18 protein-coding genes and 1 other RNA gene are annotated in these 21,278 nt (G+C 62.0%); 11 read left to right on the top strand and 8 right to left on the bottom strand.

From position 1 onward, the window contains the following. Positions 1–131: 131 nt before the first annotated feature. The gene (locus FCU66_RS22550) at positions 132–1,139 is read left to right on the top strand and encodes an ArsR/SmtB family transcription factor (RefSeq protein ID WP_136618191.1); all 1,008 of its coding nucleotides are present in this window, start codon (positions 132–134) and stop codon (positions 1,137–1,139) included. Next, positions 1,139–2,056, top strand: coding sequence for a methylenetetrahydrofolate reductase [NAD(P)H] (gene metF, locus FCU66_RS22545; RefSeq protein WP_136618192.1), 918 nt, complete (start codon positions 1,139–1,141; stop codon positions 2,054–2,056). Before FCU66_RS22550 ends, metF begins: the two co-directional genes overlap by 1 nt. Before the next feature lie 451 nt (positions 2,057–2,507). Here metF and FCU66_RS22540 read toward each other — a convergent pair whose 3' ends face one another. After that, the gene (locus FCU66_RS22540; protein ID WP_136618193.1) at positions 2,508–3,425 is read right to left on the bottom strand and encodes a DMT family transporter; all 918 of its coding nucleotides are present in this window, start codon (positions 3,423–3,425) and stop codon (positions 2,508–2,510) included. A gap of 207 nt (positions 3,426–3,632) precedes the next feature. On the opposite strand from FCU66_RS22540, the gene FCU66_RS22535 reads away from it, so the two are divergent. Next, complete coding sequence (locus FCU66_RS22535; protein ID WP_136618194.1) at positions 3,633–4,853, top strand: alanine racemase; 1,221 nt, start codon at positions 3,633–3,635, stop codon at positions 4,851–4,853. A gap of 95 nt (positions 4,854–4,948) precedes the next feature. Here FCU66_RS22535 and FCU66_RS22530 read toward each other — a convergent pair whose 3' ends face one another. After that, a complete protein-coding gene (locus FCU66_RS22530; RefSeq protein WP_136618195.1) occupies positions 4,949–6,127 on the bottom strand; it encodes a lytic murein transglycosylase in 1,179 nt (392 codons plus the stop codon). Between the two features lie 247 nt (positions 6,128–6,374). After that, positions 6,375–7,175, bottom strand: a complete 801-nt coding sequence (locus FCU66_RS22525) for a glycoside hydrolase family 25 protein (RefSeq protein ID WP_136618196.1) — start codon at positions 7,173–7,175, stop codon at positions 6,375–6,377. Positions 7,176–7,406: 231 nt separating this feature from the next. Between FCU66_RS22525 and FCU66_RS22520 the strand changes: the two genes are divergently transcribed. Beyond that, on the top strand, positions 7,407–8,786 hold the full coding sequence (locus tag FCU66_RS22520; RefSeq protein ID WP_136618197.1) for a serine hydrolase domain-containing protein: 1,380 nt from the start codon (positions 7,407–7,409) through the stop codon (positions 8,784–8,786). A gap of 649 nt (positions 8,787–9,435) precedes the next feature. Here FCU66_RS22520 and FCU66_RS22515 read toward each other — a convergent pair. The 3 genes from FCU66_RS22515 to FCU66_RS22505 form a co-directional block, all read right to left on the bottom strand. Continuing rightward, positions 9,436–10,125: a class I SAM-dependent methyltransferase gene (locus tag FCU66_RS22515; RefSeq protein WP_136618198.1), complete on the bottom strand. Its 690-nt coding sequence runs from the start codon at positions 10,123–10,125 to the stop codon at positions 9,436–9,438. Beyond that, a complete protein-coding gene (locus tag FCU66_RS22510; RefSeq protein ID WP_246093987.1) occupies positions 10,122–11,369 on the bottom strand; it encodes a BtaA family protein in 1,248 nt (415 codons plus the stop codon). Before FCU66_RS22510 ends, FCU66_RS22515 begins: the two co-directional genes overlap by 4 nt. Positions 11,370–12,139: 770 nt before the next feature. Next, positions 12,140–15,889, bottom strand: coding sequence for a hydantoinase B/oxoprolinase family protein (locus FCU66_RS22505; protein ID WP_136618200.1), 3,750 nt, complete (start codon positions 15,887–15,889; stop codon positions 12,140–12,142). A gap of 178 nt (positions 15,890–16,067) precedes the next feature. On the opposite strand from FCU66_RS22505, the gene FCU66_RS22500 reads away from it, so the two are divergent. The 3 genes from FCU66_RS22500 (at position 16,068) to FCU66_RS22490 (ending at position 17,909) form a co-directional block, all read left to right on the top strand. Beyond that, the gene (locus FCU66_RS22500) at positions 16,068–16,268 is read left to right on the top strand and encodes a hypothetical protein (RefSeq protein ID WP_136618201.1); all 201 of its coding nucleotides are present in this window, start codon (positions 16,068–16,070) and stop codon (positions 16,266–16,268) included. Between the two features lie 169 nt (positions 16,269–16,437). Beyond that, entirely contained in the window at positions 16,438–17,157 is a 720-nt protein-coding gene (locus FCU66_RS22495) for a J domain-containing protein (protein ID WP_136618202.1), read from the top strand. Further along, positions 17,154–17,909 carry an N-acetylmuramoyl-L-alanine amidase gene (locus tag FCU66_RS22490; protein ID WP_136618203.1) on the top strand — a complete coding sequence of 252 codons (756 nt, stop codon included), beginning with the start codon at positions 17,154–17,156 and terminating at the stop codon, positions 17,907–17,909. Before FCU66_RS22495 ends, FCU66_RS22490 begins: the two co-directional genes overlap by 4 nt. A gap of 52 nt (positions 17,910–17,961) precedes the next feature. On the opposite strand, the gene FCU66_RS41235 is transcribed toward FCU66_RS22490, so the two are convergent. After that, on the bottom strand, positions 17,962–18,219 hold the full coding sequence (locus FCU66_RS41235; protein ID WP_168991885.1) for a hypothetical protein: 258 nt from the start codon (positions 18,217–18,219) through the stop codon (positions 17,962–17,964). Between FCU66_RS41235 and FCU66_RS22485 the strand changes: the two genes are divergently transcribed. The 4 genes from FCU66_RS22485 (at position 18,118) to FCU66_RS22470 (ending at position 20,026) form a co-directional block, all read left to right on the top strand. Then, complete coding sequence (locus FCU66_RS22485; RefSeq protein WP_136618204.1) at positions 18,118–18,822, top strand: lytic transglycosylase domain-containing protein; 705 nt, start codon at positions 18,118–18,120, stop codon at positions 18,820–18,822. The two genes, FCU66_RS41235 and FCU66_RS22485, sit on opposite strands and share 102 nt — an antisense overlap. A gap of 50 nt (positions 18,823–18,872) precedes the next feature. Next, positions 18,873–19,282: RNase P RNA component class A (gene rnpB, locus FCU66_RS22480), an RNA gene on the top strand. A gap of 171 nt (positions 19,283–19,453) precedes the next feature. Next, positions 19,454–19,729 (top strand): type II toxin-antitoxin system ParD family antitoxin, encoded by a 276-nt coding sequence (locus tag FCU66_RS22475; protein ID WP_136618205.1) that lies wholly within the window; start codon positions 19,454–19,456, stop codon positions 19,727–19,729. A gap of 60 nt (positions 19,730–19,789) precedes the next feature. Beyond that, positions 19,790–20,026, top strand: a complete 237-nt coding sequence (locus FCU66_RS22470; protein ID WP_246093986.1) for a type II toxin-antitoxin system RelE/ParE family toxin — start codon at positions 19,790–19,792, stop codon at positions 20,024–20,026. 8 nt (positions 20,027–20,034) lie between these two features. Here FCU66_RS22470 and FCU66_RS22465 read toward each other — a convergent pair whose 3' ends face one another. Next, complete coding sequence (locus FCU66_RS22465; RefSeq protein ID WP_136618206.1) at positions 20,035–21,150, bottom strand: cystathionine gamma-lyase; 1,116 nt, start codon at positions 21,148–21,150, stop codon at positions 20,035–20,037. Positions 21,151–21,278 lie beyond the last annotated feature (128 nt).

The following is a 21,278-nucleotide window of genomic DNA, read 5'->3' as shown; positions in this document are numbered from 1 at the left end:
CCCACTTTTGGGCCGGATGCACCGAGAGATCACGCATGCGCCATTTTCTTGTCCGGAAGCGACATAGCGCTTGCAAGGTTTTGAAAATCGACATAAACATATGTTTATATCTTTTCAAAGAGAATACGCTGATGCATGTCTCGCTCGACACCATGGTGGATACATTGAAGGCGGCGGCCGAATCCAGCCGGCTGCGCATACTGGCACTGTTGTCGCGCGGCGACCTCACCGTTTCCGATCTTACCGAAATTCTCGGCCAGTCGCAGCCGCGCGTTTCGCGACACCTGAAGCTCTTGCTGGAGGCCGGTTTGATCGGCCGCTACCAGGAAGGGTCGTGGGCCTTCTTCCGCCTGTCGGACGCGGATTCCGCGCGGGACTTCGTCATGGGGCTGGTTTCCGGCATTCGCGGTGCCGATCCGCAGGTCGAGCGCGATCTCGAGCGCCTGGCCTCGGTCAAGCGCAAGCGGCAGGACCGGGCGGTCGAGTATTTTTCCGTCAATGCGGCAAGCTGGGACCATATCCGCTCGCTGCATGTGCCGGACCGCGCCGTCGAGGCCGCGATGTTGAAGCTGGTCGGCAAGCGGCCGTTTCAGTCGATGCTCGATCTCGGCACCGGCACCGGGCGGCTGCTCGAAATCTTCTCGCCGCTCTATCGGCGCGGCGTCGGCATCGACATGTCGCGCGAGATGCTGACCGTGGCGCGCGCCAATCTCGACAAGGCCGGCGTTTCGAACGCGCAGGTGCGGCAGGGCGACATCTTCGCGCCGCCGGTCGAGCGCGATGCCTTCGATCTCGTCACCATCCATCAGGTGCTGCACTATCTCGACGATCCCGCCCGCGCCATCCGCGAGGCGGCGCGGCTTTTGCGTCCGGCGGGGCGGCTGGTCATCGTCGACTTCGCGCCGCATGCGCTGGAATTCCTGCGCGACGAGCACGCGCATATGCGGCTCGGCTTTTCCGACCGGCAGATCGCCGACTGGCTTTCGGAAGCCGGCCTCGATCTCGAAGACAGCCAGGAATTCGAACCACGCGGCGGCAACGAGGCCAGGCTCACAGTGAAACTCTGGCTTGGCCGCGATCGGCGCCTGCTGATCGCCGATCCTTCCAACGACACAAGGCAGATAAGGGAAATCGCCTGATGAACCAGTTCCGCTTTTCCCGCCGCCCAGACATCGGTGACAAGGTCCGGGTTTCCTTTGAATTCTTCCCGCCGAAGACGGACGAGATGGAAGCAAGGCTGTGGGAGACGGTCACAAGGCTGGAGCCGCTGAAGCCGAAATTCGTCTCGGTGACCTACGGCGCCGGCGGCTCGACGCGGGAGCGCACCGCGCGCACTGTAAAGCGCATCCTGACGGAAACCGCTATTCCCGCCGCGGCGCATCTGACCTGCGTCGGTGCAACGCGCGACGAGGTCAACGCGGTCATCCAGGATTACAAGTCGATCGGCATCAACCGGTTCGTGGCGCTGCGCGGCGACCCGGCTTCCGGCGTCGGCGAACCCTATCGGCCGCATCCCGGCGGCTACGAGAATGGCGCGGAGCTGGTCGCCGGGCTTAAGGCAATCGCGGATTTCGACATCTCCGTCGCGGCTTATCCGGAAAAGCATCCGCAAAGCCCCGATTTTGCCACCGACATCGAGATGCTGAAACGCAAGGTCGACAATGGCGCGACGCGCGCCATCACCCAGTTCTTCTTCGACAACGATCTCTACGAGCGCTATGTCGAGCGCGTCCGCCGCGCCGGCATCTACATCCCCATCGTGCCGGGTATCCAGCCGGTTCACAGTTTCAAGCAGGTCGCGAATTTTTCCGCGAGGGCGGGCGCGCATGTGCCGGGCTGGCTGGCGGAACGGTTCGAGGGCCTTGACCGGGACCCGCAGACGCATGCGCTGGTGGCGTCGGCGGTGGCCGCCGAACAGGTCATGGACCTGGTCGAGCGCGGTGTCGGCGATTTCCACTTCTACACGATGAACCGGGCCGACCTTGTCTTCGCCGTTTGCCACATGATCGGCATCCGTTCGCACGAAGCGGAGGCGGCGGGTTCGGCCGCGGCTTAGTGCATGATCCCGAAAAGTGGAATCCGGTTTTCGGAAAAGATCATGCTCAAATCATGAGAGCCTCGACGAAGCGCTCGAAATGCAAAAAGGCCGGGTAAAAACCCGGCCTTTTCAATGGTATGGACTATGTTGTGCTGGTTCTTCCCCGTCTTGGCGGGTCAGGGAAGAAAGCCCATAATAAGGGCCCCGATGAAGGCGAACGCAGCACAGATCATCAATGCGTTGATAGGCCTCGTAAGTCCCATGACATAGCCTCCTCTTAAAGAGCTATGCCTAGGAGTCTAGGTTCATTTGTGCCACAGGCAAGCGGAAAATGTGCTGCATTGCGACGTAATTACCAGATTTGCGACCCCGCTTTTGCCGTTAGGCTTTGAAACTCCTAGGCAAAATCCGGCTTCAGACCTGTGAATAAAATATGGCGGTGGTGTGTCGCTGACGTGTCATAGCAGCGCTAACGTCGACCAAGCAGCCGTCCGTCGATCGTGATGAGACCGAGTCCGATCAGCAACACGCCGCCAATCTCGAACAGCTCTAGACGTTCGCCGAGGAAGAGAAAACCGAGCAGCATGGCGCTGGCCGGCACGACAAGCGTGACCAGCGAGGCGTTGGTGGCGCCGGCCGAGGCGACGAGGTTGAAATAGAGGATGTAGGCAAAGGCGGTGGACAGCAGCGCCAGCGCCAGCACGGCCGTCCAGACCGGCGGCGAGGCCGAGAACAGGCTTGATGGACCGTAGGTGAAGAGCACGATCGGGATCATGATGATAGTCGATGCCGTCAACTGTCCGGTGGCGATGACCGGTGAGGGCACGCCCTTGAAGCGGCGGGCGACCATCAGCGCAATGCCATAGGACAGCGAAGCGCCGATCAGCGCGAATTTGGCCCAGACCGGGCCGCCGAGTCCGGCAAGCAGGCCGGGGCCGATCATCACCGCCGTGCCGGCGATGCCGAGCGCAATGCCGGCCAGCTTGTTCCAGGAGAGCTTTTCGTCTGATGTCAGCGCGTTGGCGAGGATCAATGTCCAGAACGGCGTCGTCGCGTTGAGCACCGAGGCGACGCCGGCGCCAAGCTCTGTCTGGCCGGCGAAGATCAGCGAGAAGGGGACGACGTTGTTGGTGAGCGCCAGCAGGAAGAACAGGCCGGCATGGGGAAGGGCGAGGCGGAAGGACGGGCCACGCAGGCCGAGATAGATCTGCAGCGCGATCGCCGCGATGGCGACGCGAAACAGCACCAGCACCAGCGGATGAAGTTCCGCCACCGCGATGCGCGCAAAGAAGAACGAGCCGCCCCAGATCGCACCGAGCAGCAGGAGCTGGGCCCAGTCCTTGAGCACCATCGGCCCGCGTGGTGCTGATGTCGCGGCTATTGCCATGTGAGTTGCCCTCCCAGACGGCCTGAATGCCAGTCAGTCAGGCAGAAGCCATATCGGGTCCACAGACAAGGGCCACCCGAAACCTGATTGCTGGCATGGGCCCGTCAAAGACCTAGCGCCGCTGCGTCAGCGCCGCGAGACACAGAATTGTTTTCATTAGCCGCTAGCTTGGATTAATTGTGCGCAGCTCAGGTCAAGGATTCGTCCATGCAGCGATTCGAGAATGCCCGCGAGGCGGCACTGGCGCTTCGTCCGGACGATCCGGTCTATTGCTTCCGCCCGCAGGTGCTGATGGCCGATGCCAGACAGTTCATGGGCATGTTCCCCGGCAAGACCGCCTATGCGGTCAAGACCAATGGCGAGCAGATCGTGCTGAAGACCCTGGTCGAGGCCGGCGTCACCGCTTTCGACGTCGCTTCGCCGGGCGAGTTTGCCGCTGTACGCGCGGTCTCTGCCGATGCCGAGATGCTCTACATGCACCCGGTCAAGGCGCAGTCGGACATCAAGCTGGCGCTGGAGAAATATGCCATCCGGGTCATTTCACTCGACCATGAGGACGAGATCACCAAGCTGACACGGGTGGTGCGGGCGCTGGACATCGACCCGGGATCGATCAGCGTGTTCGTGCGGGTGCAGACCAAGGGGCTTGCCGCCTACGAGCTGTCGAAGAAGTTCGGTGCAGGTCCGGCCTATGCGGTGGAACTGGCCGAGCGGCTGAACCGTACCGGCTACAAGGTTGGCCTGTGTTTCCATGTCGGCAGCCAGATCGAGGATCCCGATACCTATGAACGGGCGCTGGCCTCCGCCGACTGGGTGCGCAACCGGCTGACCTTCGATATTGCCGGGCTCGACGTCGGCGGTGGTTTTCCGGCCGAATACGGCCACGACCCCAATCGCAAGCAGATCGAGATGCCGTCACTCGGCCAGATCATGTCGCGGCTGTCGGGCGATCTGAAGGAGTATCAGTTCGACCAGATACCGCTGGTGGCCGAGCCGGGCAGGGTGATCGTGGCGCGCTGCCTGTCGCTGATCGTGCGGGTGCTGCTGCGCAAGGGCAAGCGGCTCTACATCAATGACGGCATCTGGGCGTCGCTGTCGGATTCATGGACGGGCAAGATCACGCTGCCGGCGCGTTTCATTCCGGATCCTGCGATCAGGACCCGCAATGGCGATGAGAACAAGATCGTGCCGTTCAAGGTCTGCGGCGCGACCTGCGATTCCGTCGACATCCTGTCCAGGCCGTTCTGGCTGCCGGAAACCGTCGACACCGGCGACTGGATCGAGATCGGCCATATCGGCGCCTATTCGCTGTCGCTGAGGACCCGCTTCAACGGCTTCTATCCCGACACGTTCGTCGAGGTGACGACACCGTTTGACGAAGGCGATGCGCCTCAGGGGTTTGCGAGTCTGGAGACGATGGCGGATTAGCGAATAGGGAATAGCCAGTAGCGAATAGGGAAGATTTGCTGAGACCGCAGCAAGGAAGCGCTATTTTCTACTCGCTACTCGCTACTCGCTACTCGCTAAAGCCTCGACAGCAATTCCGGCGTCGGCCAGCCATCCACCGGCAAACCAAGACGCATCTGCTCCTTGCGGATGGCTTCGCGGGTGTTGGTGCCGAGGATGCCGTCGACGGTGCCGACATCGTAGCCCCTGGCTTCCAGCTTGGTCTGCAGCGCCTTCATCTGTTCGTTGTTGAGACCGGTCTCGGGAGTGCGCGGGTCGAACTGTTTTGCGCCCGCCAACCGGGCGGCGAGGTTGGCCGCGGTCAGCGCATAGGTGAAGGACTGGTTCCACTCGAGATAGACGTCGAAATTGTCATAGGCGAGGAAGGCGGGCCCCTTGCGGCCCATGGGCAGCGCCAGGCCGGCCTTGAGACCGTTGTCGATCAGCGGCGTGCCGTCGGGGTTGGTGACGCCCCATTGCGCCCATTGCGACAGCGGCAGCTTGTTGGTGCGGCCGGTCTGGTCCCACGGCATGTCTTCGGGCACGCGGACTTCCTGGATCCAGGGTTCGTCGCGTTTCCAGCCGCGCGACAGCACCTTGTTGGCGGTGGTCATGATCACATCCGGCACGCTGCCGCGCAGATCGACCTTGCCGTCGCCGTCACCGTCGACACCGCGCGCCACATAGTCGGAAGGCAGGATCTGTGTCTGGCCGATCTCGCCGGCCCAGGCACCCGTGACGGCGGCCGGCACCACGCCGCGATCGATCAATTCCAGAAGCGGTATCAGCTGAGGCCGGAACAGCTGCGGGCGGCGGCAATCATGCGACAGCGTCACCAGGGCGCTCAGCGTGTGGAAATCGCCCTGCACGGCGCCGAAATCGGTCTCAAGCGCCCAGAAGGCGGCGATTATCGGTGCCTGGACGCCGAACTGCTGGTCGGCGCGGGCGAAGACGTCGGCGTATTTCTTCAGGTTTGCCGCACCTTGCTTCAGCCGGTAGGCCGAGATCATGCGGCTGGAGAATTCGATGAAGGTCTGGGTAAAGACGCCCTGGGCGCGGTCACGTGCCAGAACCTTGTCGTCTATGGTGGCATCCTCCAGCGCGTCGAGACCGACGGGGCCGACACCAGCGGCCTTGGCTTCCACTGCCACGCTTTGCTTCCAGGCTTCGAAGTCGCCGCCGCATTCCTGCGCCATCGCCGGCAAGGCCGTGGCGCATAGGAACAGCGCCGCGAGGGCTTGAGAACGCAGTCGCATCAGCTTCCTTTCGATATTCAGAGTTCCAGGGCGTCCTTGCGCGTCCATCGGAGCGCGGAGCTCTGGAGTACCGGCGGTTGCAGACTTACCGCTGGCTGTGTCGAAAAGCAGGCGGCAAGCCCGGTGTCAACGGGTGTTCTGCCGCAGCCACTTATTCCCTGCGGCTTCACTGCCGTTGACCCGGTATCAATGGTTCTTCTGTCCTAGCCTCTTGTTGCAGCCGACTTCGGTGCCGTTGAACCCGGTGTCAACGGGTGTTCTGCCGCAGCCATTTGTTCCAGGCGGCTTCACTGCCGTTGAAGACGTTGATGTCGGACTTGCCGGTCATGCCGGGAACGATGCCGGTTCCGGTGTATTGCCAGAAGGTGAAGGGGTGGCTGCCGTATTTCTCGCGCGGGTGGCCGGCGACGGAGCGCAGCCAGTAGGGGTAGCCGCGGAAGCCCGACAGTTCGTTGTCGTCGAAGAAGTCGACCGAGGTGTAGATGATCGGCTTTTTGCCGTAGTGCCGTTCGACGATTTCAAGGAAGGTGGTCATCTCCGCGCGCACCGTGGCGGCATCGGGACGCAGCCTGCAGGTCGGCGATTGCGGGTTCCATTCCATGTCGAGAACCGGTGGCATCGCCGAGCGATCGACAGGGACGTTGCGGATGAACCAGCGCGCCTGCACGGCAGCCGGGGTGCAGAAATAGTAGAAATGATAGGCGGCTCGCGGAATGCCGTTCGCCTTCGTGCGGGCCCAATGCTCGTTGAAATACTCGTCGAAACGGTCGCCGCCCTCGGTCGCCTTGATGAAGGCGAAGGAGATGCCGCTGGCCCTGGCTGCCGGCCAGTCGACCGAGGTCTGGTATTTGGAGACGTCGGTACCGTGGACGGCATAGTTCCAGGGCGCGCCGCTTTCCCACTCATGCGGCTTGGAATCGGCAAAGCGCGGCGCGCGCACGGCAACCGTCGGGCTGCTCGAGGCGGAAGGCGACAGCGGCGAGAGATCGTCCACGGTCGAGCAGGCGCCAAGCAGCGTCAGCATGATGAGGCCCGCAAGACGGCGCATCGCAACTCCCGAGCCGGATTCAGCCGGTCGCTGATGGGTTCTGTGCACTGATGGCCGCCGCCTGGTCGAGCCCCCTCCAAGCGATCGCCCCACAGCATCGCCCGATTCTCCTGTGATCGCCGATCATGGTTGATAATCGGTTGATGGCGCTCGACAAGTACAGCGATTTGCTGAAGCAATGGCGGCAAATCGATGTCATCGGGCGGAACTCCGCTCGAACGAGGGTGGAAAATGCGGATCATCGTCAAGATCGTCAAATGGCTGCTTGGCCTGATCGTCCTGGCGATCACCGCGCTTTTTGCCTGGCTTTATGTCGCGCCGCCGGAATTGATCCGTGTCGGCTCCGGCTATTCGGCCAAGATCGTCTGTTCGAACGTCTTCATCGCCGGGCGCGACGCCAATGAGGTGCTCGCCGTCGACGTGCAGGCGCCGGGGCATCCGCTGCTGCGGCTGATGCGGATCTCGGTCGACAAGAACAGGGGAACGGTCTCGGCGGGCCTGCTTGGTTTCTTCGGCAAGAATGTCGCCGTTGCCCGTGACGGGCTGGGCTGCGCGTCGGTTCCGGACGGCGATGTCGGCAAGGCGCGGCGCACGGCAATCCATGCCGAGCCGTCGGCGGTCAGCCCGGACGCGCTGTGGCCGGAAGGCGAGCGGGTCGAGGCATCACAGGATCCGGTGATTGCCAAGCTGCTGGACGATGCGGCGCTGAACGGCACCGGCATGCGCGCGGTGGTGGTGGTCAAGAACGGCCGCGTCGTCGCCGAGCGCTATGGCGACGGCTTTTCCGCCAAGACGCCGCTGCTCGGCTGGTCGATGACCAAGACGGTGAACGCCGCCATCCTCGGCACACTGGTCAAAGACGGCAAGATGGCCATCACCGACAAGGGGCTGTTTGCTCCGTGGAAGGCGGATGGCCGCGCCGCGATCAGCCTTGCCGACATGATGGCGATGTCGAGCGGGCTGGAGTTCAATGAGGATTATGGCGACGTCGCCGACGTCACGCGCATGCTCTATCTCGAGCCCGACATGGCGGGCTTTGCCGAAGCCAAGCCGCTGGCAGCCGAGGTGGGCAAGGTGTTTTCCTATTCGAGCGGCACGGCGGTGATGCTGTCGCGCCTCTGGCAGGACGCGATCGGCGACAAGGCCAAGGCGCTGACGTGGCCGCGTACCGCCCTGTTCGAGCCGCTCGGCATGCACAGCGCGGTGCTCGAGACCGACGAGCAGGGCACTTTTGTCGGCTCGTCCTACCTCTACGCAACCGCGCATGACTGGGCGCGCTTCGGCCAGTTCCTGCTGCAAGGTGGGGTGTGGAACGGCAACCAGATCCTGCCGGCAGGCTTTGTCGACTGGATGCGGGAGCCGGCGCTGGCCTCAAAGGTCTACGGCAAGGGCCAGTTGTGGATCGAGGCCCCGGGTGATGAGGAAAACCCCGGCGCCGGCGTCGCCGCGGGCCTGCCCAAGGATACCTACTGGATGGAAGGTCATGACGGCCAGACGGTCGCCATCATTCCCTCGGAGCAACTGGTGGTGGTGCGCCTCGGGCTAACGCCGGCCAAGCTCGGCTATCGGCCGCAAACGATGGTGACGACGCTGGTCAAGGCGCTACACTAAAGCGGTTCACCGTTTCACGGAAACGGCGAACCGCTCTAACTCATTGTCTTGACGCAATTCCCAAGGGAAAGCGCTATGCGCTTTTCCCGGGAAAATCGTTTCACGCTTTTCCTAGAATTGCTTTGGTGCAAGCAATTGAATGGTCATGATCCTAGCAGGCGTTGACCTGTCTGCAGGACCAACCTCCACCATCGGTATCGTGGCAATCTTCATAGCTCCCGTAGCACATATTTGTTGAATTACGATACCAGGGATAACCGCCAGGGCAGCAGACATCCTGCTGCGCAGTCTGAAGAAGTTGTTTTGTCGGCCGGCTTTGTTTTTCGGTATTGCCAGAGTATGAAATATTCCACTTGATGGGCATATTCAGGCTCGAGTTGCTCATTGCAGACGAACTCAAAAAAATCATGCAAGCAGCCAATGAAAAGAGTCCCCGCGCACTCATCTTCTCCTCCTTGAGGGAAATAGAGACGGGCTAATATACCATTTGTCATGCGTTGCGTCGATCGTCCCGGGCAGCCGCCAAGGCATCCGCACGACGATGCGGCGCGGATTAACCGATATACGCGGTGGTGCGGCTGGGGCTGACTCCGGCCAAGCTCGGCTATTGGCCGCGGACGATGGTTGACGCGCTGGTCAAGGCGCTACGCTAGCCGTTATTTTTCGACCCAATCACCGCCAGCCAGGCATAACCGCGATAAAGTGTGCGGAAACGGAAGCTTGCGCCGGTTCGCCGAGATTCCGATTCCAGGACCTCGCGCAGTGATTCACGCGGCGCGACGTGGAATTTTCTCAGCCAGCCGCGCAGCAACGCGCGGAACCAGCGCGGCAGGCCTTCCTGCTGGCCGAAATCGACGATGTGCAGCGAACCGTTCGGTGACAGCGCGGCAAGCGCTGCCGGCACCGTTTTTTCCCAACCGGGGATCATCGACAGAGAGTAGGACACGAAAATGCGATCGAAGCGTTCGACACCGAAGAGTGCCTTCGCATCGAAATCCGTGGCATCGCCCCTTGCCAGCATGACACGGCCCGACAGGTTTTCGCGGGCAATCGCAGCGCCGGCCGTTTCCAGCATTTCGGCTGAGATATCGAGGCCGAAGAAGCAGGCATCGGGATAGCGGCGGGCGGCCAGGATGATGTTGCGGCCGGTGCCGCAGCCGAGTTCCAGCACGGTGCCGCCGGTCGGGACGTCGAGCCCGTCGATCAGCCGGTCGCGGCCAAGCAGGTAATATTTGCGGGTCAGGTCATAGATGTGGCGCTGCCAGCGGTAGACGCCGTCCATCAGTTCGGCATGATTGGCCTTGAATTCGGGGCTGGCCGGCAGCTCGGTGGTGCTCATGCGGCGCGCTTCACATAGAGGTGGAAGCCGCCATAGATGGCCGAGCGGTCGCGGGCCGAAAATTCCCGCGAAGCCTCGTCCTGATAGTTCCACTGGTCAAGCAGCGAGCTGGAGACGCGGCCCGGCAACAGGCTGGGCTCGGCGGCGGTGCGGAAGATGACGCGGGCGCCGGCTGAAGCGGTGCGGGTGATTTCCGCCCACAAAGCGTTGAGCTGGTCATCGGTCATCCAGTCCTGCGCATCGAGCAGGACGAAACGGTCGACCGCGCCGGCGTCCTTGCCGGCGAGGAATTCAATCAGATTGGCGTGGTGGATGGCGACGCGGTCGACATTGCCGCGGATGGTCTCGTAATTTTGCTTTTCCAGATAGGCGGGCAGGGCAGCCTCGCCGGGGTTCGGATAGCGCCGGGCGAAGGCCTGCCAGGCGAAGTAGTTGTTCTCCAGCGGAAAATCGCAAGCGAGCTTTTCCAGCCGGGCTTTCAGCACACTGGCCATGGTGCCGTCGCCGGAGGTGATCAGCGAATCGTACTGCGCTGGTGGAATGCCGAGGCCGAACAGCGAAGCCTTGCGCGACGTCGCCCATTTCAAAAGCTTCCTGTCGAAGACCGGCGCCAGTTCCTCATAGAAGAAGCGACGCTGCTCGCCGATGTTGCGGGCCTGCATGATGCCGGCAGGGTCGACGCCGAAGAACTTTGCCGTGCGATGGCCCATGGCGATGAACAGGCCAAGCAGGCCGGTCTGGTAGAAATTGCGGTCGAAAACGGCGATGCGCCTGATACCGCGCCAGTTGCGGCGCTCCCAGTAGTGGCGGCTGACCGGATCGAGATGCGGCGCGATGAAACGGTCGTAGGCTGCCGAATTGTGGCTGGTGTCGGCAGCGCCGAAGAAGCGGAACAGGTCGCCCTGCGAAGGCAAATGGCGCACCGCTTCCAGCTTCATGCGGTTCAGCGCGATGTGCGCGGCGTTGAGATCGACGGCGTCGATCCGTGCCGGCGAACGGGTGAGATAGGCCAGGATGTTGCAGCCGCCCGAGGCGATGGTGACGACGCGGTGACCCCGGCCAAGCTGCATCGCCTCCATGTCGACGTCGGGGTCTTCCCAGATCTGCGGATAGACGAGGCCGGAAAACAGGAAGGCAAACAGCCGCTCGGAGATGCCAGCTTTCGACAGCGGGCGGTTCTGGTAGACGGCCTTTCCAACTTCCTTGCCGCGGCGAAAAACCAGATCTGCGGAAACGTCCGTCATGGCAAAGTGATTCCCCATTTGCTTTGCCGCAAGCGGGTAGCGCTCGGCGATGACAGATGGATGACAGCAGCCGGCTTACCCTGTAGCGCGCAAGATCACTTGGCATCTCCGCGCAACTTCATTTGGCACCAACTTTCGGCTTAAAACATTCCTAAAACGGAGCATTTTAGGTAAGCTTTTTGAACTCAATTTCCCGGAGCTAAGGCGTTCTGCTCGTGGCTCTTGATGTCTGCCGGAGCTTGTTTTCAATGGATGACGTTCATGGTTTCCGCTCCTGCCGGTGCGTCTTCCGTTGCCCCTTTTTGGGTGCCTATTGCGCGTCAGAGTTCGCAAAAGTTTGGTTCGGAGTTTGGTCACATCATATCGCGAAGGTGATGAGTGAAATTATATAATAATATCAATTATTTATATGTTCTTTGACTGTGATTTTCTGAACTCCGAATGGCTTTCGGTTAACTTTTGCGCATGGTCAGAGTTCCGAGAGGCGTTTTGGCGCCTTCAAACATGATTTGACGGCGGTTTTCCCTTTTTTCAACAGGACTTAGCGCATTTAGGCGGCGCCGTAGCTGGTAGGCCGTTTTGTCACAGTTTCGCCGCAATCTGTCCAGTTTGGTGCCAAATGAAGTTGCGCGACGGTATCCCTTGGTGACTGGGCTTTCCGCCAGCGCCGCTTACCGGAAAGCTCTGTCTTTTCAAGGCCTTTTCCTAGCGCTTATTGGCTTTTATCACCTTTCCCGGCTTTGGCCGGCAATGCCATCCGTTCTTGCGCGCTACAACAGCTGTCCAAACCCGCCCGGCGTTGGCGTCGTCAGGATGACGGCGTCGCCGGCCTGCAGCACGGTCTGATCACAGGCTTTCAGCATGTCGATCGTGCCGTCCTTGCGGCGAACCTTGGTCGAGCCGACCTCGCCATCGCCACCACCGTCCAGCCCTTGCGGCGGCCGGTTGCGGTGCGAGGACAGGATCGCGCATTCCATCTTTTCGAGGAAGCGGATGGTGCGCCTGGTGCCGTCGCCGGCGCTCCATCTGCCCTTGCCGCCTGAGCCTTCGCGGATGTGGAAATCCTCGAGCATTACGGGAAAGCGCAGCTCCAGCACTTCGGGATCGGTGAGGCGCGAATTGGTCATGTGGGTGTGGACGCCGGAGGTGCCGGCAAAGCCGCGGCCGGAGTTCATGCGGCCGGCCGGCGAGCCGGAGCAGATCGTCTCGTAATATTGGTACGTCTTGTTGCCGAAGGTCAGGTTGTTCATCGTGCCTTGCGCGTTGGCCATGGCGCCCATGGCGCCGAACAGCGCGTTGGTGACATGCTGCGAGGTCTCGACATTGCCGGCGACGACGGCGGCGGGGTAGGCGGGTTTCAGCATCGAGCCGTCGGGAATGATGATGTTGATGGGCCTGAGGCACCCGGCATTCATCGGGATCATGTCCTCGACCATGACGCGGAAGACATAGAGCACGGCGGCGCGGGCGACGGGTTCCGGCGCGTTGAAATTGTTCTTCATCACCGGCGAGGTGCCGGTGAAGTCGACGGTCGCCTCGCGCTTATTTCGATCGACCGTGATCTTCACCTTGATGACCTGGCCGGTGTCGGTCGGGTATTCGTACTCAGAACTATCCGGCAGCCGCTCCAGCACGCGGCGCACGCTTTCGGCGGCATTGTCCTGGACATGGCCCATATAGGCCTCGACGACATCGAGGCCGAAATGCGTGACCATTTTGCGCAGTTCCGCGACGCCCTTCTCGTTGGCGGCGATCTGCGCCTTGAGGTCGGCGATGTTCTGGTGCGGATTGCGGGCCGGATAGCGGTGATCGGTGAGCAGCCTTTCCAGTTCCTTCTCGCGGAAGCGGCCACGATCGACGATGCGGAAATTGTCGAACAGCACACCTTCCTCGTCGACCGTGGTGGCGAGCGGCGTCATCGAGCCGGGTGCCGTGCCGCCGATATCCGCATGATGGCCGCGTGACGCGGCCCAGAAGAGGATTTCGTGTTGAGCGTCGTCGAACACCGGCGTCACGACAGTGATGTCGGGCAGATGCGTGCCGCCATTGTAGGGTGCGTTGAGGGCAAAGACGTCGCCGGGGTGGATGTCACCGGAATTCAGCCGGATGATGGTTTCGACCGAACGGTCCATCGAGCCCAGATGCACCGGCATATGCGGCGCATTGGCGACCAGCGCGCCGGTGCGGTCGAAGACGGCACAGGAGAAATCCAGTCTTTCCTTGATGTTGACGGAATAGGCGGTGTTCTGCAGCGTCACGCCCATCTGTTCGGCGATCGACATGAACAAATTGTTGAAGACCTCCAGCATGACCGGGTCGGCCTCGGTGCCGAGCGCTGCCTGCCGGCGCTTTTTCTCGACGCGGCGCAGGAGCACATGGTTCCTGGCAGTGATTTCAGCCTGCCAGCCCGGCTCGATGGCAATTGTCTGGTTCGGCTCGATAATCAAGGCAGGACCCGCAACCCTGTTTCCCGGCTTCAACGCCTCGCGGCGGAAGATGCCTGAAGCGCGCCACTCTCCCTCAGTGAAGATTTCGCGGGTCTGCGAAGGGCTTACGGCAAGGTCTTCGGTTTGCGATTCAGTTTCGTCGCGGCCGCTGCCGCCGGTGTCGGTGCCTTCGACGCCGACGGTCTCGACGATCATCGGCTTGTCGTCATAGACGAAACCGAACTGCGCCTTGTGGGCGATTTCGAAATCGCGCTTGGCCTGGAAAATCGAGTCTGCCTCGAAATTCACCGGCAGTGTCGTGTCGGTGCCGTCATAGCGAATGTGCAGCACCGGCTTTGCCGCGACCGTATCCTCCATGATGCCTTGCGCCGCGAGTTCTGCGACAACGGCCTTTCTCAAGATGGCGATGAGGTCGCCGATCTCCGTTCTGGACTCTTCGGCAAGCGGCTTGAGCAGCGCCTGCTGGCGCGAGGCAAAGACCGAGGACAGGCCGATGCCATAGGCCGACAGCAGACCGGAGAAGGGATGGATCAGCACCGCCTCCATGCCGAGCGCGTCGGCGACCAGGCAAGCGTGCTGGCCGCCGGCGCCACCGAAGCAGTTCAAGAGATATTCGGTGACGTCATAGCCGCGCTGGACGGAGATTTTCTTGATGGCGTTGGCCATGTTCTCAACGGCAATGGTGACGAACCCTTCGGCGACAGCCTCGGGCGTACGGCCATCGCCGATTTCGGCGGCGAGTGCGGCGAATTTTGCCCGCACCGTCTCGACATCGAGCGGCTGGTCCTGGCCGGGTCCGAAAATGGCCGGGAAGAAATCGGGTTGCAGCTTGCCCAGCATGACATTGGCGTCGGTGACGGCGAGCGGGCCGCCGCGCCGGTAGGCGGCAGGGCCGGGATTGGCGCCTGCGGAATCCGGCCCGGCCCGGAAGCGGCCGGCCTCGTAATGCAGGATCGAGCCGCCGCCGGCTGCGACGGTGTGGATGCGCATCATCGGCGCGCGGATGCGCACGCCGGCGACTTCGGTGTCGAAGGCACGCTCATACTCGCCGTCATAATGGGCGACGTCGGTGGAGGTGCCGCCCATGTCGAAGCCGATGACCTTGCCGAAGCCGGCGAGCCTGGCCGTTTCGACCATGCCGACAACGCCGCCGGCCGGCCCTGACAGCAGCGCGTCCTTGCCCTGGAACATGTCGGCGGCGGTGAGGCCGCCCGACGACATCATGAACATGAGATGAGGGGATTGGCCAATCACCCCCCTTGTGGGGGAGATGCCCGGCAGGGCAGAGGGGGGCGTGACAGAATGAGGCGTAGGCGGGACAGCGCCCCCCTCTGTCGGCTTCGCCGACATCTCCCCCACAAGGGGGGAGATTGGCGCCGCGCCCAACTCTCCCGCCACCCTCTGCACATATCTCGACAGGATCGGCGACAGATAGGCGTCGACCACCGTCGTGTCGCCGCGGCCGACCAGCTTGATCAGTGGCGAGACCTCATGGCTGACCGAGACCTGGCTGAAACCAAGTTTGCGGCACATTTTTGCCACCGCTTTCTCGTGGTCGGGATATTTCCAGGCGTGCATGAAAACGATGGCGACCGCATCGATGCCATCGGCCCTGGCCTGTTCGATCGCCGGCCGGCAGGCGGCGATGTCGAGCAATTGTTCGACACAGCCGTCGGCGCGCACGCGCTCGTTGATTTCGATGACGCGCTCGTAGAGCTGCTCGGGAAGGATAATCTCCTTGGCGAAGATGTCCGGACGCGCCTGGTAGGCGATCTTGAGCGCATCGCGAAAGCCCTTGGTGATGAGCAAAAGCACGCGGTCGCCCTTGCGCTCCAGCAGCGCATTGGTAGCGACCGTGGTGCCCATCTTGATGTCGCCGATCAGGCCGGGCGGGATCGCGTCGCCGGAGGACAGACCGAGAAGGTCGCGAATGCCCTGGATAGCGGCATCGGTATAGGCCTCTGGATTTTCGGAGAGAAGCTTGCGGGGATGCAGCCCACCTTGTGGGTCGCGGCCGATGACATCGGTGAACGTGCCGCCGCGGTCGATCCAGAAATCCCACTTTGTGGTCATGCGGCATGCTCCCGGTATTTTGTCGATGCAATCTGTTAGTTCGCAATGGCCTGGCCGGCAACGGCCATGCGCATGATGTTACATGCGGACACGCAACGTTACGAAACTCACGGCCATCTGATGCATTTCCTCTTCGAGCGTTCACTGTAACGTGAGCGTCTGTTGAAGGAGAGATGTTATGAAAAACCTCATTCTCGCGTCAGTTTCCGCCTTGGCCTTGTTTGGCGTTGCCGCGTGCAGCGACAGCGGCAAGGATAACACCACCACCCAGAGCACCAACCCGCCGGCCGCCGAACAGCCGATGAAGCCGGCAACACCTGATGCACCGAAGCCTGCCGAACCGGCTCCGGCAACACCGGCTCCTGCGCCCGCGCAGTAGTTGAGCAGCAGTACTTCGTGTGATGAATGAGAAAGGCCGGCTCACGTCGGCCTTTTTCATGTTGTCCGCTGAGGCTGCATCATCGTCAGCATCAAGCTGGTCGGACGTGTCGGGCCTGCGGCACTGTCCCGGCTTGATAGCGGGGGGCGGTGGCACTAAGAAGCAGGCCATGTCGATCTGGGATCGCCTCGGCGAATTCATCACCCGCGTTTCATCTTCAGCCTCGTCGGGTGTCGCCGATGTCGTCGAGGCCGTGCGCACGGTTTTCTCCGGCGATGCGGATCTGCGCCGGCGTGTCGCCTTCTCGGTGGCGATGATCGCGCTGTCGGCCAAGATGGCCAAGGCCGATGGCATCGTCACCCAGGACGAGGTGCGCGCATTCCAGGAAATCTTCGAGGTGCCGCCGAAGGAGACGCGCAATGTGGCGCGGCTGTTCGATCTCGCCCAGCGCGACGTGGCCGGTTTCGAGACCTATGCCGAGCGGATGGCGCAGATGTGCGGTTCCGGGCATTCCAACTGCGTGATGCTGGAAGACATACTCGACGGCCTGTTCCACATCGCCAAGGCTGACGGCCTGGTGCATGAGCACGAAGGGCTCTTCCTGCACCGCATCGCCGAGATTTTCCGCATCGACGAGGCCCATTACGAGAGCATCATGGCGCGGCACGTCAATCTGGGCGCCGGGGATCCCTATGTCGTGCTTGGCATCGAGCGCGGCAAGCCGTTCGAAGAGGTCAGGAAGCGCTATCGCAAGCTGGTTTCCGACAATCATCCGGACCGATTGATCGCGCGCGGCCTGCCGCAGGAATTCATCAAGATCGCGACGACCAGGGTGGCGGCGATCAATGCCGCCTATGAGATGATCGAGCGGGGCCTGCGCCACGCATGAGCGGCTTCCTGCCCGACGAGCCACGTGCCGAGGTCAGAGTATCGCCGAATTTCGGTCCGCGGCGCGACACACTCAAGCCTGATATGATCGTGCTGCACTACACCGGCATGGCGACCGGCGCCGGAGCCGAAGCGTGGCTGTGCGATCCGGCGAGCGAGGTCTCGTCGCATTATCTCGTCCATGAGAACGGCCACATCGTGCAGATGGTCAGGGAAAGCGACCGCGCCTGGCACGCCGGCAAGAGTTCGTGGTTCGGACGCGCCGACATCAATTCCTGTTCGGTCGGCATCGAGATCGTCAATCCGGGACATTCGCTGGGCTATCCCGGTTTCCCCAGGCGGCAGATCGATGCGGTGATCGAGCTGTGCAGAGGGATCGGCGAGCGGCATTCGATAGAAGCCGAGCGGGTGCTGGCGCATTCCGACGTGGCGCCGGGGCGCAAGATCGATCCGGGCGAGAAGTTTCCGTGGCGGACGCTGTTCGATGCCGGTGTCGGCCATCTCGTGGCGGCCGCACCCGTCCGGCGAGGAGCCACGCTGACAGCTGGCGACGCCGGCGGCGATGTCGAGGCGTTGCAGTCGATGCTGGCGCTCTACGGCTATGGCGTCGAGATATCGGGCATTTTCGACCGGCAGACAGAGATCGTCGTCGGGGCCTTCCAGCGGCATTTCCGGCCGCGCAAGGTGGATGGCGTTGCCGACGGCTCGACGCTGCGGACGCTACAAAGGCTGCTTGCTTCCATAAGGTCCTGACCTCCGGGAGGCCTCTCCCAAGCAATCCTTCCAATCCTTAAATTACAAGCTGTCACTCAAAGTGACTTGCCTGGCCTTGTTTGGCACCAATTCGAACGTCAAACGGCTGACGTGCAAGTTGTCGGACCCAATGCCCCCCGGATGTTCCGATATTGATTAAGCGTTGCTGCGTGAACATCTTCACGCGGCCCAGACAGAACAGGATCACATGCAGAAATTGACCGTTTTGACGGCAGCTCTTGCTGCCGGCGTAATGACTTTTGCCTTCAGTGCCGCAGATGCCGCGCCACTCAGCCCGCGGGCCGATCAAGGGCTTGTCTTGGCATCCGCAAAAAGCGGCAAGGCAGGCCACGATGCCAAGGCGACGAAGCGGGCTTCCGCCAAAGCGGAAAAGGCAAGTTGGTCCAAGCCGAAGAAGTCCACCGCCAAGAGGCAAACGAAGCGTGGCCGCAAGACCGTCGACATGACGAGAACGGCATCGATTGGCCTCAGGAACGCTGCGGCATCGACGGCCGCGGTGGCCAGCAGCGGCCAATATTCCGCAATCGTTGCCCGCTACGCGGCGATCGAAGGTGTGCCGGTGTCGCTCGCCACGGCGGTCATCAAGATCGAGAGCAACTACCGGTCCAACATCGTCGGCAGCGCCGGGGAGATCGGCCTGATGCAGATCAAGCCTGCAACGGCGCGGATGATGGGTTATAACGGTTCCGCCAAGGGCCTGTTCGATCCCGACACCAACATCAAATACGGTATGAAATACCTTGCCATGGCGCGGAATCTCGGCGGCGGTACGACCTGCGGCACGATTCTGAAATACAATGCCGGACACGCCGCAACGCGGATGAACCCGGTGTCAGCCGCCTATTGCGGCAAGGTCAAGGTGCAGATGGCTGCGCTTGGATCGCCCGCATAAGTCTGCTTTTTCGTTTGCGTTTTCGGGCGTGAACCCCTTTATACGCCTTGCCAGCTGGCTGGGCGGCCGCACCCGCAAACGCCGAAAGGCCGCGGGTGAGGAAAGTCCGGGCTCCATGGAAACACGGTGCCGGTTAATGGCCGGCGGGGGCGACCCCAGGGAAAGTGCCACAGAAAGCAAACCGCCACGATCCGGCTTGCCGGATTCGGGGCAAGGGTGAAAGGGTGGGGTAAGAGCCCACCGCGCGACTGGCAACAGGAGCGGCACGGTAAACCCCACCGGGAGCAAGACCGAATAGGGGCGGTGCGAGGGGAAATCCTCGAGGGCTGTTTCCGGCTCACCGTCCGGGTAGGTTGCGTGAGGCGCATGGCAACATGCGCCCAAGATGAATGGCCGCCACGTTCTCGCGCCGCAAGGGGCGAGGGCCATACAGAACCCGGCTTACAGGCCAGCTGGCAATTCTCTCCATGATCGAAGAGAAGTCTTTGAGATCAGCAGGTTGCGCCCTCGGGCGCGCCTGTTGATTCAAGCTTGTTCAGCGATCCATCCATGCGAGCCGGGACCGGCGATTGCTTGAAACTGGTGCGATTAAATCGTACCATGGGTTGGCAAATGGTATCGGGAGCGCATCATGGGACAGGTCGACAAACGTAGCATCACACTGTCGCCGGAACTGGCACAGGCGGTGGACGATGTGGTCGCTGCCGGCGAATATGCGTCGGCCAGCGAAGTGATCCGCGATGCGCTACGGCAATGGAAGGATCGGCGCGACCTGCACGGCTATACGGTCGAGGAATTGCGCAAGCTGGTGCAGGAGGGCATCGACAGCGGGCCCGGACGATTTGCGTCGATGGATGAAATCAAGGCCGAGGCGCGGAGACGCTTGCGATCTGACGATGCAGCATGAATTCGCTGCCCATTGTCGGGAACGCGCGCGCAGAAGACGATTTGATCGCGATCTGGCTTCATGTTGCCCGCGACAGAAGCTGCCGCCGATAGATTGCTCGATCGCATTGAGGCACGGTGGCAGCAACTGGCCACCTATCCCTTCTCAGGTGCGCCGCGCGATAACATCGCGCCCGATATCCGTCATCTGGTCGTTGGCGACTATCTCACCTTGTATCGTGTCGGTGACGACGCGATCGAAGTTATCCGCGTGCTGCATGGCAAGCGCAACATCGAGGCCGATGACTTGGCTCTTTAGCCGATTTGTCAGCCGCTGATCTTCTCCAGCGATGCCTCGATCGCCTTCCAAAGCTCTTCCACCGGCTCACAGCCGACCGAGAGGCGGACAAAGCCTGCGGGCACGGCATCGCCTCGCTTCAAGCGCCGCTCGGCCGAGGTGTGGACGCCGCCGAACGACGTCGCGGCCTGCATCAGGTCGCAATTGTTGATGAAATCCTCGGCCTTGTCCTCCGAGGCGAGCTCGAAAGAGATCAGAAAGCCGAAGCGCTCCATCTGGGCGCGGGCAAGGTTGTGCGATGGATCGCTCTCCAGTCCGGGAAAACGCAGGCCGCTGATTGCCCGGTGGCCTTTCAGTCGCCGCGCGATCACTTCCGCCGAGGAGCACATGCGATCGAAGCGCACATCCAGCGTTTCGAGGCCGCGATGCACCAGCCAGGCTTCGAACGGCCCGGGAATGCTGCCGGAAACCTCGCGCCAGCCGGTCACGGCGGCGATGATATCGGCATTGCGGCTGGCGACATGGCCGAACAGCACATCGGAATGGCCATTGGGCGCCTTGGTGTCGGCGGCAACGACGATATCGGCGCCATGGTCGAGCGGCCGCTGGCCGAAGGGCGTCATGGTCGTGTTGTCGACGATAAGGATCGCACCGGCTTTGTGAACAGCGTCGGCGACGGCCGCGATGTCGCAGATATCCAGCCCCGGATTGGCAGGGGTTTCGACAAAGGCCAGGCGATAGCCATCGAAGCCGCCATCGAGGAAGGTCGAGGTCGGCCTGACATCGTAGGTGATGCCGAGCGGCTTGAGGAAGCGATCGGCCAAAGCCCGTGTCGTGTGATAGCCGTCGGAAGGCAGCAGGATACGGTCGCCAGCTTTGAGCACGGCAAAAAACACCGCCGAGATTGCCGCCATTCCGGAAGGGAAGGCGACGCAGGGCGCGTCCTCCAGATGGGCCAGCATATGCTCGACCGCATCCCAGGTCGGGTTGCTGAAGCGGCCGTACTGGTTGAAGCCGGTGGCATCACCAGGCGCGTGAAAAATGGCGGCCATGGTCAGGGGCAGCGGAATGGAATCGCCCATGGCAAGCCCGCTGCGACGCAAATGAGGAAGTGCTGCAGCGCGTGACTTTGCTGTTTCAGACATCGAATTTCAAACCCTGTTGGTGACCGACCGGATGCGGCGAGACGCTATGCTGGGCAGCGGCTCGCGGCAAGGCGCGTCCGGTTGGGCCAGGCGGCGTCTAAACGCTTCGTTAGGCTTAATGATCCATA

It is taken from the genome of Mesorhizobium norvegicum (genome assembly GCF_004919685.1).
GTDB classification, from domain to species: domain Bacteria; phylum Pseudomonadota; class Alphaproteobacteria; order Rhizobiales; family Rhizobiaceae; genus Mesorhizobium; species Mesorhizobium norvegicum.
The sequence above is the reverse complement of the archived record's forward strand: the minus strand, read 5'-3'. Positions and strand labels throughout refer to the sequence as shown.

Excerpts from the sequence above, each read along its gene's own strand:
- FCU66_RS22550 (WP_136618191.1), top strand. The coding sequence starts at position 132 with ATGCATGTCTCGCTCGACACCATGGTGGATACATTGAAGGCGGCGGCC.
- metF (WP_136618192.1), top strand. The coding sequence starts at position 1,139 with ATGAACCAGTTCCGCTTTTCCCGCCGCCCAGACATCGGTGACAAGGTC.
- FCU66_RS22540 (WP_136618193.1), bottom strand. The coding sequence starts at position 3,425 with ATGGCAATAGCCGCGACATCAGCACCACGCGGGCCGATGGTGCTCAAG.
- FCU66_RS22535 (WP_136618194.1), top strand. The coding sequence starts at position 3,633 with ATGCAGCGATTCGAGAATGCCCGCGAGGCGGCACTGGCGCTTCGTCCG.
- FCU66_RS22530 (WP_136618195.1), bottom strand. The coding sequence starts at position 6,127 with ATGCGACTGCGTTCTCAAGCCCTCGCGGCGCTGTTCCTATGCGCCACG.
- FCU66_RS22525 (WP_136618196.1), bottom strand. The coding sequence starts at position 7,175 with ATGCGCCGTCTTGCGGGCCTCATCATGCTGACGCTGCTTGGCGCCTGC.
- FCU66_RS22520 (WP_136618197.1), top strand. The coding sequence starts at position 7,407 with ATGCGGATCATCGTCAAGATCGTCAAATGGCTGCTTGGCCTGATCGTC.
- FCU66_RS22515 (WP_136618198.1), bottom strand. The coding sequence starts at position 10,125 with ATGAGCACCACCGAGCTGCCGGCCAGCCCCGAATTCAAGGCCAATCAT.
- FCU66_RS22510 (WP_246093987.1), bottom strand. The coding sequence starts at position 11,369 with ATGACGGACGTTTCCGCAGATCTGGTTTTTCGCCGCGGCAAGGAAGTT.
- FCU66_RS22505 (WP_136618200.1), bottom strand. The coding sequence starts at position 15,889 with ATGACCACAAAGTGGGATTTCTGGATCGACCGCGGCGGCACGTTCACC.
- FCU66_RS22500 (WP_136618201.1), top strand. The coding sequence starts at position 16,068 with ATGAAAAACCTCATTCTCGCGTCAGTTTCCGCCTTGGCCTTGTTTGGC.
- FCU66_RS22495 (WP_136618202.1), top strand. The coding sequence starts at position 16,438 with ATGTCGATCTGGGATCGCCTCGGCGAATTCATCACCCGCGTTTCATCT.
- FCU66_RS22490 (WP_136618203.1), top strand. The coding sequence starts at position 17,154 with ATGAGCGGCTTCCTGCCCGACGAGCCACGTGCCGAGGTCAGAGTATCG.
- FCU66_RS22485 (WP_136618204.1), top strand. The coding sequence starts at position 18,118 with ATGCAGAAATTGACCGTTTTGACGGCAGCTCTTGCTGCCGGCGTAATG.
- FCU66_RS22475 (WP_136618205.1), top strand. The coding sequence starts at position 19,454 with ATGGGACAGGTCGACAAACGTAGCATCACACTGTCGCCGGAACTGGCA.
- FCU66_RS22470 (WP_246093986.1), top strand. The coding sequence starts at position 19,790 with ATGTTGCCCGCGACAGAAGCTGCCGCCGATAGATTGCTCGATCGCATT.
- FCU66_RS22465 (WP_136618206.1), bottom strand. The coding sequence starts at position 21,150 with ATGTCTGAAACAGCAAAGTCACGCGCTGCAGCACTTCCTCATTTGCGT.